The 14,361-nt window shown below is 46.0% G+C and carries 9 protein-coding genes; 4 read left to right on the top strand and 5 right to left on the bottom strand.

Annotated features, from left to right (window positions below):
* Positions 1–3 precede the first annotated feature (3 nt).
* The gene (locus EXU85_RS14340) at positions 4–4,257 is read right to left on the bottom strand and encodes a carbohydrate-binding protein (RefSeq protein WP_142772745.1); all 4,254 of its coding nucleotides are present in this window, start codon (positions 4,255–4,257) and stop codon (positions 4–6) included.
* A 305-nt stretch (positions 4,258–4,562) separates the two neighbouring features.
* On the opposite strand from EXU85_RS14340, the gene EXU85_RS14335 reads away from it, so the two are divergent.
* A complete protein-coding gene (locus tag EXU85_RS14335; protein ID WP_142772744.1) occupies positions 4,563–5,771 on the top strand; it encodes a glycosyltransferase family 2 protein in 1,209 nt (402 codons plus the stop codon).
* Between the two features lie 17 nt (positions 5,772–5,788).
* On the opposite strand, the gene EXU85_RS14330 is transcribed toward EXU85_RS14335, so the two are convergent.
* The 3 genes from EXU85_RS14330 to EXU85_RS14320 form a co-directional block, all read right to left on the bottom strand.
* A complete protein-coding gene (locus tag EXU85_RS14330; RefSeq protein ID WP_142772743.1) occupies positions 5,789–6,163 on the bottom strand; it encodes an Hpt domain-containing protein in 375 nt (124 codons plus the stop codon).
* Positions 6,164–6,297: 134 nt separating this feature from the next.
* Positions 6,298–7,827 (bottom strand): ATP-binding protein, encoded by a 1,530-nt coding sequence (locus EXU85_RS14325; RefSeq protein WP_142772742.1) that lies wholly within the window; start codon positions 7,825–7,827, stop codon positions 6,298–6,300.
* Positions 7,828–7,830: 3 nt separating this feature from the next.
* Positions 7,831–8,970, bottom strand: a complete 1,140-nt coding sequence (locus EXU85_RS14320) for an FIST signal transduction protein (protein WP_142772741.1) — start codon at positions 8,968–8,970, stop codon at positions 7,831–7,833.
* A 474-nt stretch (positions 8,971–9,444) separates the two neighbouring features.
* Here EXU85_RS14320 and EXU85_RS14315 point away from each other — a divergent pair, with 474 nt between their 5' ends.
* Positions 9,445–10,443, top strand: coding sequence for a glycoside hydrolase family 43 protein (locus EXU85_RS14315; RefSeq protein WP_142772740.1), 999 nt, complete (start codon positions 9,445–9,447; stop codon positions 10,441–10,443).
* An 81-nt stretch (positions 10,444–10,524) separates the two neighbouring features.
* On the top strand, positions 10,525–10,662 hold the full coding sequence (locus tag EXU85_RS14310) for a 30S ribosomal protein THX (RefSeq protein WP_142772739.1): 138 nt from the start codon (positions 10,525–10,527) through the stop codon (positions 10,660–10,662).
* Positions 10,663–10,746: 84 nt separating this feature from the next.
* On the opposite strand, the gene EXU85_RS14305 is transcribed toward EXU85_RS14310, so the two are convergent.
* Positions 10,747–13,389, bottom strand: a complete 2,643-nt coding sequence (locus EXU85_RS14305; RefSeq protein ID WP_142772738.1) for a YfhO family protein — start codon at positions 13,387–13,389, stop codon at positions 10,747–10,749.
* A gap of 419 nt (positions 13,390–13,808) precedes the next feature.
* On the opposite strand from EXU85_RS14305, the gene EXU85_RS14300 reads away from it, so the two are divergent.
* Positions 13,809–14,318: a response regulator transcription factor gene (locus EXU85_RS14300; RefSeq protein ID WP_142772737.1), complete on the top strand. Its 510-nt coding sequence runs from the start codon at positions 13,809–13,811 to the stop codon at positions 14,316–14,318.
* Positions 14,319–14,361 lie beyond the last annotated feature (43 nt).

Genomic DNA, 14,361 nt, shown 5'->3' with positions numbered 1-14,361 from the left:
ACGTCAATTAACCTTCAGCACTTTCTGTAATACCCGCTCGCCGTCTTGTTTAATTTCCAGGATATAGACGCCACCCGCCAGTTGCGACAAATCGATCTTTTCAGAGAAGGCATTTCCGGTTTTAGAAATTTTGGTTGTCTGATGTAAGCGCCCCAGGCCCGCATCGAACAGGGTAACTTCCAAAGGCGTATCACTTACCCGTTCGGCCTGAATGCTCACATAACTGGCCGTTGGGTTCGGGAAGACCCGAACGGACTCAGCCAGGCTTTTCCCCTCGGTTGGTGTTGTAGCCGCAATTCTGGCATTCGGTGCTACCGTTCCGGCCACAACAAACATCGGCGTTTCAGTCACTGTAAGGAGTAGTTTACCCTGATCTGTACTGACCGTTTGCAGCTCCATGTCATTGCTACCTACTTTAGGCCTGTAAATTTGTGCCTGTGTAGCAGTACCCAAATCCAGTGTATACAGGGCTGTACGGCCAATTTCATCCGGAACGACCAGCACATAGGCCGATTTGCCATCCTTCTCGTACCGGTCGACAATTGGATTGCTGTGGGTAGTTTCTTTGTAGCTGTATTCGCCGAAAAGTTTCTTGGTTTGATACAGATAATCGGCGGCTGGCCGGCGGCTTACATCATCCCCATTGGCCAGGCCGGAGGTTCCAAACATGCCACCCGTTCCGTTGTCATCGTAGAGTTGATAGAAGAATAACTTCTCGATTCCCTTCCTGGCGTAGAGTAAAGCCGTCCGTAGAATCCAGTCGCCCTGGGTTTCGAGAGCGGATTTAGCACCAATTGGAATAGCACGTATTGGGCTTCCCTGGTTGACATCATAACCAGCCTCCGTAATCCAGACGGGCATATCGTACGATTGCCGATGGGCCGTTTGCCGGAAGTCATCGGCTATGCGATCAATCGGTGTCACCTCGGGTGCAGCTCCCCGAGTCGATGTTCCGCTCTGTGACGACGATGTATTATCGGAATACATGTGGTAGTTAATGATATCCCAGCATAAGTTAACGGTGCCATCTGGCTTATAGCCCCGATACTGTTTGCACCAGTCGATCATTCCCTTCACATAGTCAGAGCCGCTGGATGCTGACGCCAATCCGCCAATGACCACTTTCACACTCGGGTCGGCATTTTTCACACCCACACCAGGTCCCATTGTGTTTTTATGACCATCGTAAAAAGCAGACAGGTTAGCGGCATATTCACGGGCGGTCTGATACGCCTTTCTACCCTTCCACCACTTATCGCGTTCATTATCGCATTCGATGTACTTGATCAGGCCCAGCCCTATTTTAACGGTATTGGGGTTATCACCCGTCCAGCGTGGTGTTGTGTTCACACTCACCAGAGCCGGGTTTACGTTGGTATTACTGCCATACCTAGCCATGTACTGAAAGCCCGCCTTGGCCTGTTCCAGATAGGACAAAGGATCGGAAAAATCCTTCCCATAGCGCAACGGAACATTTTCGCCATCCCGCTGATCCTGCGGATAGGTATTCGCCATCCAGTCCGGAATCGTTTTCAGACAGGCCAAGACTTCGATACCTTCGGCCTTACAGCGTTCGTAAATGGCATCAAAATTCCAGCCACCGCTTAGGGTTGGATTGTAGGAATAGTCGCCTTCGTTGGCTTCCAGCTTGTTCCAATCCATATAATGCCTGATGCCCGAGAAGCTTTTCACAACATTCATTTTCGATTCATTGATCTGCCAGGGCGTATTGCCATCCTCAAAGTTCCACTCGTAGGCATTGACCCCTAACATATCCTTTAGCTTCACCGATTTTGCCAAAGCTGGTGTAAAGGTTTGCCCAGAAGGGGTGTAGGAACCATACAATTCCATTTCTGTTGGGAAAGCCCCGTAGGTATTGATAACCAGATAACGCGCATTCGTAATGGGTTGATCCAGTTTAAACCTGGCGTCTCCACTTGTTGACCGATCCGGATAAGGGCCAACCCAGCCGCCATACTGATCGCCGGTGAAGGTGGCAATCTGAATCCGCTCCCATTGATCGGTAATGATCGACAAGGTCATTGGGTTACTCGTAAAGTCGCCTGTAAAGTCGTAGAATTTAAGACTGGCAATCGTCATCGACTCGCCCTCCAGCAAGGGGTAATACGCATCGTACCTGGGTAATACCTTTCCCCAACCGGTTTCAACGTTCACGTCCGTAATCCCATCGAACAAGCCATCCAACCCGTTGCTGACGTTATTGAGCTGATACCAACGTTTGGCATCAATCGGAATTTTCTGGTTAGCTGTTACAACCGTAGAAGAAGTTACGGTTGAAGAGGTAACCGTTTGCGTTTGGGCAACATTGGTAGCCGCCAGATAGGAGGCCGAAGCCGCCTGCGACGCTGTAATGACCGACGATCCGGCACCCACAACCGAGGCTTTCCAGGCACCACTAGTATTGGAAACGGCAATAACAGATGGATTAGACGACGTAAAGGTGACTGGCACTTCGGTGTTGTTCGTTGTTGCCACCAGATTGAAATCCGCATCGCCAACTGTTTTATTGGGCAGTGCTCCAAACGTTATAACCGCAGGACTTAGCACAGCGCCCCCTTGCGTAACCGTAAACCAGTTGAAATTAAAGGCCCCTGGATTGGTGTAGATGCGCAAAACCTGACCACCTGCGGGTAAGGTAGCTGTGGTACTAACGGTAGTCCAGTTCTGCCAGCCATAGGTACGAGGTACGCTTACACTACCCAGCGTGTTGCCATCTTCTGATTTGATATAAATGATCCCATTGCCATAGCTATTGGCCACCCGGAACTGGAAGGTATATACCCCGGCCGATGCCACACTGACGTTATAATCCATCCAGTCGCCATCATCGATATAGGCCAGATTCTGCCCGCCCCCGTCATCGGAGGTGGTTTCTGGCCGAACATCGCTGGCCATATCAAACGACTCGGCTTCAATTTTACCCGGTAAACTCCGGCTAGTTGCGGCCTCGAACCAGTTCAGATTCCAGTTACCTTTTACCACATACAGCCGCAATTTCTGACTCCCGGCCGTTAGGTGAGCCGTGGCTCCAAGAGTTTGCCAGTTCTGTAAACCGCCCGTACGGGGCACATCGACAGATGTTAAGACTGTACCATCGGTTTTGCGCAGCTCGAACTTGGCACCATCGCCCCACCCATTGGCGACACGAAATTTAAAGGAATAAATGCCTGACGACGCTACCGCTACGTTATAATCCAGCCAATCGCCATCGTCAATGCTATTTATATTCTGTCCACCACCTACGTCCGACGTGGTTTCTTGCTGCATTCCTTGCATGGCGGTGTAATCCTCAGCTTCTACATGACCGGGTAGCGCGGACCCGTTTTGCGTAACGCTGAACCAGTTGAAGTTCCAGGTACCTGGATTGGTGTAGATACGCAACACCTGGCTGCCCGCGGGTAAGGTCGCCGTGGTGCTGATGGTAGTCCAGTTTTGCCAACCATAGGTGCGGGGTACACTCACGCTGCCCAATGTGGTACCATCCTCGGCTTTTATATAAATGACCCCATTGCCGTAACTGTTGGCAACCCGGAACTGGAAAACATACTCTCCCGCCGAAGCCACACTGACGTTATAATCCATCCAGTCGCCATCATCAATGTAGCCCAGATTCTGCCCGCCCCCGTCATCCGAGGTGGTTTCTGGCCGCACATCACTGGCCACATCAAACGACTCAGCTTCGATTTTACCAGGTAAACTCTGGCTTGCCGATACCTCGAACCAGTTCAGGTTCCAGTTGCCTTTTACCACGTACAGCCGCAGCATCTGGCTACCGGCCGTCAGGTGAGCCGTTGCTCCAAAGGTCTGCCAGCTTTGCAAACCGCCTGTGCGGGGAATGTCAAGGAACGTAAGTACCGTACCATCTGCTTTACGCAGTTCGAGCTTGGCACCATCGCCCCAGCCATTGGCTACCCGAAACTTAAAGGAGTAAACGCCATCCTGAGGGACACTAACCGAGTAATCCAGCCAATCGCCATCGTCTATACTACTGATGTTCTGCCCCCCGCCTACATCCGAGGTTGTTTCAAGTTGAAGTCCCTGCATAGAGTCGTAACTCTCTGCCTCCACATGGCCCGGTAACGAACTAACAATAAACTGGTTACCGCGTTCAACCAGCCCAAGCATCTCTGCTAGTTTGTTTGGAACTAAGGTCCACATCCGCCCGGACGACCGGGACAGAACTGTAAAGGTTGCTGTTACAAAGAATAGGCTAATGAAAAATAGAAGTTTTTTCATTTTTATGGTGTTTTGTTGAACTGGATGGTATGAATTACATCTTGATTTTCTGGCACTTTTATTGCCGGAGACAACGTCTAGAACGAACCTAAGCTGCTGATTTGCAGTCAGTGCCCTTTCAATCAACTGCTTGTGTAAAATCCTCGTAATTTACAACTTAACTTCATTATTACATAAGTCCATTCGAGTAACTTTTTATTTACTCAACTAAAAAAAGATAAACTAAGATTAGTTTATTGTAATTTTGTATCTTAAATTGTCTTTAAATAGTAAAAAATTACCAGACACGCGGAAAAAGATATACTATGATTAATTTCATTTTACTTATCATTACTAGTTATCTGTTATTCAACGTTTTATACATCTTCATTTCAGCAGTTGCGGGCCGTTTGGGCCATGCAGATGACTCGATGGTCACCGAGGGTAATCCACTACGTCGTATTGCTGTACTTATTCCAGCCTACAAAGAAGACAGTGTCATTTTAGGATCAGTAGTTGCCAATTTAAAACAATCCTACCCTACAGATTGGTATGATCTAATCGTAATTGCGGATTCCTTTCGCCCTGAGACCCTGGAGCAATTGGCTACCTATCCAATTAAAGTAATACCCGTGCAGTTTGAGCAATCGACGGTCCAGAAATCTATTACGTATGCGCTAAATTCGCTTCCGGAAGGGCTTTATGATATCATTGTTATTTCTGATGCGGATAATCACATGGCGCCTGATTTTTTACAGCGCATAAATCAGGCTTTTTCGGAAGGCTGGCGGGCCATACAGGGCCACAGGGTGGCCAAAAATACCAACACGAGTGTGGCTATTTTCGATGCCATGAATGAAGAGGTAAACAATAACTTATTTCGGGCAGGTCAGCGGGCACTCGGTCTATCGGCTACCCTTATTGGCTCAGGCATGGGTTTCGAGCCCGCGATTATGAAGCGAGCCATGAATCAGATACAGACCGTTAGTGGCTACGATAAAGAATTGGAGATGCTTCTTCTGGTCGCTGGCATCAAAATAGGCTATTTACACAAAGCCTTTATATTTGATGAAAAGGTCCAGAATATTGCCGTGTTTGAGCGGCAGCGTACGCGCTGGACAGCCGCTCAGGTCTATTTTATTAAAGAATATTTTGGGGTAGGCATGCGGCAGTTGGCACTTGGCAATAAACATGCCTTTAATGCTCTGGTTAAATCATTATTATTACCCAGAACCCTCCTGCTCGTTTCGGTATTTTTGCTGTTCCTTATCAACCTGGTCGTTGCCAATCCCACATTTATAGGGGTATCTGCGGGACTGATTGGTCTGCTGTCATTTAGCTTAGCCGTATCCATACCTCTTTATTTGTGGCGCAAAATTTCCATACGCGACTTCTTTGTATTACCTGCTCTGATCTTTAGTATGATGCGCAGTTTATTTAAAATTAAACAGGCTGGCAAAAAATTCTTACATACACCACACACAGAAACGCCAGATAAGTCAAGTATAGAAAGTCAAGTGGCTAAACAGTCATAGCCAGCCATGGCAGGGAATTAGCTAGTCAATTTAACTAACTCCTGGCGAATTAGGGGTATAGCCTGATTAAGACCGGTTTTAAATTGATTCCAGGTAGCCAGAATCTCTTCTTTACCAGCGCCATCTGCCACTTGTGCTTCTATACTCCTTAGGTTGGTTTCTAATGTAGTTAAGCCAACCATACCCACCCAGGGCAATAGTTTGTGAGCTTGGCTGGCAACTTCAGGCCAACTATGTTGATCTATTTTAGTGTCAATATCCTGGAAATCCGGGAACGTTTCGTCTAGAAAAAGTTCAAATAGGCTGGCAATCTGCTCAGTGTCTCCATCGTATAATTCATTAAGGCGTTGGTAATCAATAACATGAGAAACAACCGAATCAGAATCTGCCATACTAATCAACTACTCTGGTTAACTATGAACTAAATAATTTCAACTTTTCTGACTTAAACGATTCTGTGGATTCTATAGGGCCCAAAAGCAGCTACAAAATCCACAGAATCGTTTAAGCCAGCGTATATAAGTCACTAAATATTAACCTGGCGTTGGCTGTATTTAGCGATCTTATTAAATAAATCCTTTGGGTTAAACGGCTTTGTAACGTAATCATCCATACCCACAAGAACTGCTCGATCTCTGTTACTAAATGTAGCGGATGCGGTCAGTGCAATAATTGGAATTGTTGCATTCATTTTTCTGATCTCTGCCGCGGCTGTATACCCATCCATGACGGGCATCTGCAAATCCATTAATACCAAATCAAATTGTGTGTCCCTGCATTTGTTGACCCCTACAAGCCCATTTTCTGCGGTATCCACTTCAATCCCCCACTTATTTAAAAACTTTAAAGCCACTTTCACATTAACGGGGTAATCTTCTACCAATAATACCCGTAATCCTTTCAGGGTTTTATCATCAACAGCATCCGTTACAGATACAATTGGAGCCGCGGTTGTACTAATTGGCAAATTCAGCGTAAACGAGAATGTGGCTCCTTTACCTTCCTGGCTTTCTACCTGAATGGCGCTTCCATACAGCTCCAGCAGTTTTTTAGTAATAACAAGGCCTAGTCCTGTTCCACCAAACTTACGGGTCGTTGCTGAATTGGCCTGCGTAAACATAGTGAAGATAGCCTCCTGTTTGTCTGGTGCAATACCAATCCCTGTATCCTGTACAGACACATAAATAGAAGCTTTATCGTCTGTTCGATGCTCAAGCGCCAGTTCAATAGAAATGGTTCCCTGCTGGGTAAATTTAATGGCGTTCGATACCAGATTTGTGAGTACCTGACCAATTCGAAGTGAGTCACCAACTAGGGCATTCGGTATGTCATCGTCAATCATTAACCGAATCCGATTCCCTTTCTCCTGTGCTTTTGCCTGCTGAGCCCGTTTAATGTTTGATACAAGTTGCCGGAAGTCAAACGTAATCTCTTCCAATTCAACTTTGCCGGCTTCTATCTTGCTAAAATCCAGAATATCGTTGATTAAAGCCTGAAGATGTTCGATTGAAAACTGGAGCGTTTTCAGATTTTCTGTCATTGACGGAGGCACTTCTTCCTGCAACATCAGGTACGTCATACCCACAATTCCGTTCAGCGGTGTTCGGATTTCGTGGCTCATCATCGACAGAAAATCCGACTTAGCCTGCGTAGCATTTTCAGCTACTTCTTTAGCTTGCCGCAATTCGGCTTCAATTGTTTTTCGGTACTCAATCTGACGCTGCAGAAAATTAACCAAACCGACTAGATTATTAGGGTCAAAATCAGCAATGGCATCCCCTTCCGGCACTTCAATTAACTCAATTGCGCCGATCAGTTTTTCGACAGATTGACGTCGCTGACTAACTTCTTCCTTAAGCTTCTGATTTATTTCTGTGTACTCCCGATCGTTCACTAAAGCTGAATGTTCCAGCAATTCTTTGTCACGATCAAAACTCTGGTAAGACTCATTGACTGCCTGTATAAACTGTTGTAAGTTCTTGTCCTGCAAACTCTCTTCTGTCAAATGCCGGTGAATTTGGCGTGCCAGTGTTTTATGTAACTTACTTTCTTCCATAATTTACTGCTCAGAAAGGATAGTTATAGTCATGGTTTGATTATGAAGTTCTCCTGGTGATGCCGGTCCGGCTGGTGCGATTTCGCCATACGAATAAAAGCCCGTCATATAGAGTTGATTACCAAAAATATCACTTGCAACTTCCACTTCTTCTTCCGTACGTTGCCCTAATACCAATTTACGCCCAACACAGCTAATGAGTATAGCCAGTTCGGGCGTTTTTCCTAATTGAGTAAGCGCATTCTGAGCGGCTAGCGCCGAGGCTTCCACCAGTCGGTCCAGGTTAGCCCGCATAAACCGAACACAGGCCCCTTCCGGTATATCGCCAGCGAATGTCATACTTTTTGTGGTTTCGTTAATCGACAGAATCGTTCGCACAAGCGGTTGAGAATCGGGCGAGATACGAATAGATAAGGGGAAAAGCAATGCTGTTCCAGGTAGTCCTTCAGCATATCTTCCCAGGTAATCTTTATATAAGTCCAAGGCATCCCGGTCATCAATCTGGTACAATTCATTATAAACGGACTTCGTCACTTCACGTTCGGGGCCAAATACATCCCATCCGCCCATTGTGCCATGACCGATTTTCAAATCAGTACCATACAGCCCAATGCCCACTACTTTACCAGATACCGGATTTTGATTGGCCCCAACCAGGGTTCGCTCGAAACGGCCTGCATCACCAGCGAGACCGCCTATAACAGGAACTGGGTGGCTTAACCATCGATTACTCGCTTCAATTAACTCACTTCCATTCACAACACCACCATCCGATATGAGAATAATGGCTAACAAAGTTTCCTCATCCAGAGCGCGGGCCAGTTTTTCGCCGACCGCATAGCTTTCCTTATGATTACTAATATCAAACTGTACAGTCCGGACCGTTGTCTTTTCAAATTCAATGGCCGTAACAACTATCGTATCATCATAAACCTTTTCACCTATAATTTCTCCAGATGTAGAGTTAATGATAATCTGAGCATTGGGGTATTGCTCTTTTAAATACTCATGTGGATCTGTCTTTTCTAACAGCTTTCGCTCACCGAATGCCAAAACTAATGATGCTTTCTCAGGCAGAAAGCCAGGAGTTTCAGAAATTGCGTCCCAACTAGTACTCGAAAACTTCGCTTGCCTTATTTTCATAAAAATCGCTTATAGCAAATTCAAGACAATATATAACTCGATTTCATTTATTAACAAAACTACCAAAAAAAGTAAATAAATTATTTAGTAGAAGGCCCTACAGCTATTTATTTTTCCTTTCTTGATAAATGGAATACAAAAACAATGAAATTGACAAGTTTACTTATTCTTCATAAACTAAATGTAGCTATACTACAAATTTATCTCCCTAAAAAGGCGAATCCGACAGACTTTGCTAAGTTACTTAGATGGTATTTGAGTACGTACTTCACGCGTAAAGTAAAACAAGCCTACCCTGTATTAACCATAATCAGTTCTCATAATAACCAGCCTAAACCAAAGCGTGATTATCAGCAAGGCACACGATAGGTTATAAGTAAGTACTTTATGCCTTACTGACTAGTTGACCAATTATAATGCCACAAGTTTCCGATTCAGTTTTACTTTTACAGATCAGTTTTCAATTTATACCCTATGTCGCTTTCACGATTCTGCATTCTCCTTCTTTTATCAATTCTATGCACCACATTTTCATTGGCTCAACCCGCAAAGTCGTCGGTAAAACGAGCGGGCAATCCAGTTTTCCCGGGCTGGTACGCTGATCCTGAAGGAGTTATTTTTGGAAAAACTTACTGGATCTACCCAACTTACTCAGCACCCTACAACCAGCAGATATTTTTCGATGCCTTTTCCTCCTCGGATTTAGTCACCTGGACCAAACATAGCCGAATTCTGGACTCAACGGCAGTAAAATGGGCAAAACGGGCCATGTGGGCTCCAGCCATTATCGAAAAGGGAGGTAAGTATTTTTTATTCTTTGGGGCCAACGACATTCATGATGATAAAAAAGAAGTGGGTGGCATTGGGGTGGCCGTTGCAGACAACCCAGCTGGCCCATTCCGCGATTATCTGAGCAAACCTTTAGTTGGACAGATTCATAATGGTGCACAACCCATTGACCAGTACGTATTTAAAGATGGAGACGGTCAATATTATCTGCTGTATGGTGGATGGAGCCATTGTAATATTGCCCGCTTAAAAGACGACTTCACGGGTTTGCTTCCATTCGCTGACGGCACACTATTTCGAGAAATAACGCCTAAAGGATACGTTGAAGGCCCCACCATGTTCGTCCGGAATGGAAAGTATTACTTTATGTGGTCTGAAGGCGGCTGGACTGGGCCGAACTACTCTGTTGCTTACGCAGTCTCCAACTCCCCCTTTGGCCCGTTTGAGCGGGTTGGTAAGATTTTGCAACAAGATCCTACTGTAGCCACCGGAGCAGGCCACCATTCGGTTATTCAGGTACCCGGAACGGATGAGTGGTACATCGTTTACCACCGGCGTCCGTTAACCGAAACGGATGGGAACCATCGTGAAACGTGCATCGACCGTATGTATTTTGACGACCAGGGCGCTATTAAACCCGTCAAAATTACCGTTGAAGGCGTTGAGGCTCGAGCGCTAAAATAACCAGTTCCTAGTTCCCAGAATGAACGAACGGGTAGGTTTACACGTAGTAACCAGATACGGTAAACTAAAGCCGGTTAAATTATGGGTAAAGGCGATATAAAGTCCCGCAAAGGAAAGATTGCAAGAGGTTCATATGGCATTAGTCGTCCTAGAGTTGTTGCCAAAACAACAGCACCAAAATCGGAGATTTCCAAACCGGAACCAGAGCCCCAAGCCTAATACAATACACATCAACAAAAAAGCATCGCTATTGAAAACAGCGATGCTTTTTTGTTGATGTGTAAACTTCAGTATATTACTCAATCAACGTGTTTTCGCACCACCCGTCTTGCGTTGCGGTGGCGTCGTTTTTGCTGGCTGCGGAGTAGCTATGGGCAGTTCCGGTACAACAGGTACAATTGGGTCCGGCTCAGGTATTGATTCAGAACGTCGGCTACGGCCCTCATGGAAAATAACAAAGCCGATTAGTAGAAGTAATAATACATTGCATACCAGATCTACGGTATCGCCAGTACGGGCTAAGGGCGGATCAAACCGAAACTCAATCGTGTGTTTACCCGCTGGGATTCGCATAGCTCGTAACACGTAATTGGCCCGAAGATGCTGAGCAGGTTTACCGTCAATAAAGGCCTGCCAATCCTCATTTCCTCTATAATAAACTTCCGAGAAAACAGCCAGCCCATCGCGGGTAGCATTGGTTTGGTAAATTAACTTGTCAGGGCGATAGCTCGTCAATTGAATTGAGCTACCCGTATGATCCATCGTAGCTGGTAAATTACCAAGCTCAGGAGCAAATCGTTTATCAACCACGGCCGAATCGCGTGGGTTCAGTGTTTTCATGGCCGCAATTTCTTCGTCGGCATTAGCTACCTGTTGTACGGTTCCTACAAACCAGGCCGCGCCCAGCACTTCGGGATTGGGAATAACAACGGGACCGGCAGGCTGTTGCTGTGGATTGGCCGGATCAGGCTGTCCAGGCTGAATAACATACTTTGCATTCAGCATATTCAGAATATTCAGCGTATTTGGTTGAAAAGCGAAGTTGATCAACTCATTATAGCGCCGTAATCGGGTCGTATTATACCCCCCAATGGATCGGTGAAAATACGACGTTCGGTTGGTTTCCATAAAGGAGCCTGTCTGATCAAATACGCGGTAATCCAGGGATTTATCCTGCAAAATCTGCTGATCGGCAGCTGTTGGTTCAAAGAGAACGCTGGCTACGGTTTTTGAGATAAAATCGGCACTGTTCAGAAAGCGTTTATCGACCAAGAACAAATCAAAAACAACGATTGTCAGCACCAGCGGATAAAAGATTACCGACTTGATTTTATCGGTGATAAACAGCCAGACGGCGCCAGCAGCCAACAAAATCAGGATTATAGACCGGAATGCATCGGAGCGTAGAAGGCTCTGCCGGTCGCTAATAAGAGCACCTTGAAACTCCTTACCTGCTTCACCGAAAATACTGGATAAAATTCGGCTGTCATTTGGCGACTGGAACGAAAAGAATGCCCCCCCGGCTATTGCTAAAACAAGCGCAACACCCGCCGTTAGTCCGAGACTAATCAACAGCGGTTGCCGCAATTGAGCAAAGGTCAATTTCTGATTAACTATCGTTTGAAGCCCTAATGCAGCACCGGCGGCAAAAAATAACTGGGCCAGACAAAGAGCCATGGTCATGGCTCTGAACTTGTTCAGATAGGGCAGATTATCAAATAGAAATTCATTAAAAAACAGCAGATTTTTACCCCAGGCCAGCATAATCATCAGTAAAGCTGCACTGATGAGCCACCAACGGATCGACCCACGGATAACAAACATCCCCAATACAAACAGGAACAACAACGCTGCCCCTGCATAGGCAGGTCCGCCTACAATGGGTTGGTCGCCCCAGTAGGTTGGTGCGCCCAGTTCGGCCATTTGTTTTGCAGCTGATGGATCAATACCCCGGCTCGTCATGGCCTTATAAAATTCCGAATCCGTAGACAACCCTCCCCCGGACGAAGCTCCTCCAGCGGCATTTGGGATAAGTAATGTCAATGTTTCGGCTTTACCGTAACTATAACTAAATGCATAGTCTTTATCCAGCCCACCTTTCGACTCACTACTTGGTGCCTTACCATCTGGATTGGTTGTCTTAGCGGTCAGTTCTGACTTTCCCCGAATTGTTTCTTTCGTATACTGATTCAGCACCAGCAAACGCTTGCCAAAGCTCCCGGCTCCCAGGGCAACGGCCACTGCCAGCGTTGCCAAACCAAAAGCAAGCTGACGGCCTTTCCCCGCCCGAATCAAAGCGATACTCTCAATGAGTACATACAGCCCAATTGTCATAAATAGGTAATAGGTGATCTGAATATGATTGGCCCCCAGTTCCATACACATAAAGAAACCCATGAGTGCAGCGCCAAACCAGTACCGTCCCCGAAGCGCCAGAATCACACCCGCTAACATGCCCGCTCCGTAGCCTAGCGCAAAGAGCTTTGAAACGTGCCCTGCTTCCAGACTAACAATACTGAACGTTCCAAATCCGTAGGCAACGGCTCCAAGTACCGAGAGCCATGAATTACAGCCAAGGACCACTAATAGAATATACATACTCAGCATCACCACGAAGATGATGCTAGCCGTGTTTGGCAGTATGTTAACGACGCCCATTACGGCTTTATAGACCAGAATATAGGGGTAATTAAAGTCGATCATGTAGCCTGGCATGCCGCTAAAAACAGCATCAGTCCAGAGTGGCTTCTCGCCCGTTTGCTGCGTGATTTCACGAATTTCGCGCGCTGATGCAGACGCTTCCTGTACGTCGTGCATAGATAGCGTCTTCCCTGATAAAACCGGCGAGAAGTACATAATAGCCAGCACGAGTAATCCTAGTACAGCAATCAGGTGTGGGCGCAGGCGGGTCTGCCAGCGCGGTTGGAAAGGGGTAGTTTGGTTCATAAAATCAACTGATACATAGTCCAAAGATACGGCTTTGTAGCAAAATGGACAGGGTGAGCAGAGATTGTTAGCGGCTAATAATGCCAGTTGATAGGATTAAAGGGCATTAAAACTTCGATAAACTACCTACCGCTTAATCAATTTTGGATTTTACTCAGTTTGACCCTACCCGATGAGTGGGCCAACCGTAATGGCTTACAAATTACCACCAACACAACAGTTAGTAGTCTAATTATCAGCTATTTATTTTAATAAAACATAATCCCAACCGACTTTCATTAACTGCTTATTCAGCCTACATGGCCGGTATGGTAAGTGTTGATGTGGCGGTTTTTTTTAGTATAAAAAGTAACCAGCGATTTGCCACCTAGTCTAAAAATTCAAAATCTAACCCATAAGTAATTTTAAATATTAATAAAATGAACGCCAAGCACCACTTACTTATCGTGGACGAAAATCCATACGTGGTTGATATACTTGTACAGACGCTTACTAAAGATTTTAAGATTACAGTGGCTAGTACCGGGCAGGAAGCAGCCCGCCTGTTAATCCAGGGTAATCGATTTGACTGTGTACTTACAGAGCTTGACCTGGCATTCTTTAATGGTCTGGAATTAACCAAGCTTATTCGGATGAGCCGATTAGCGTCTCAAACGCCTGTGGTTATTCTCTCAAATGTACCTGACAGTGCTACTCGAATTCAGTGTCTGGAGCAAGGTGTTGATGCTTTTCTGTCAAAGCCATTTAATCCGCTTGAAGTTAAAGCCAAACTACACGCTCTATTACGGCGCGCAGATTCACCGATTGAGGAACCTCAGAGACGATTAGTACCTGCACCGGTACAGTCCGACGCTAAGCCATTCTGGCAACAAAAATCCCGGATTCTTTCTATGCTGTTCGGCAGCTACGCACTACCGCAAAGCGCCTAGTTTTATTGATTAATTGAGATGGTATGCTGGCTCAACTCAGCTA

The organism is Spirosoma sp. KCTC 42546, from assembly GCF_006965485.1.
Taxonomy (GTDB): Bacteria; Bacteroidota; Bacteroidia; order Cytophagales; family Spirosomataceae; genus Spirosoma.
The sequence above is the reverse complement of the archived record's forward strand: the minus strand, read 5'-3'. Positions and strand labels throughout refer to the sequence as shown.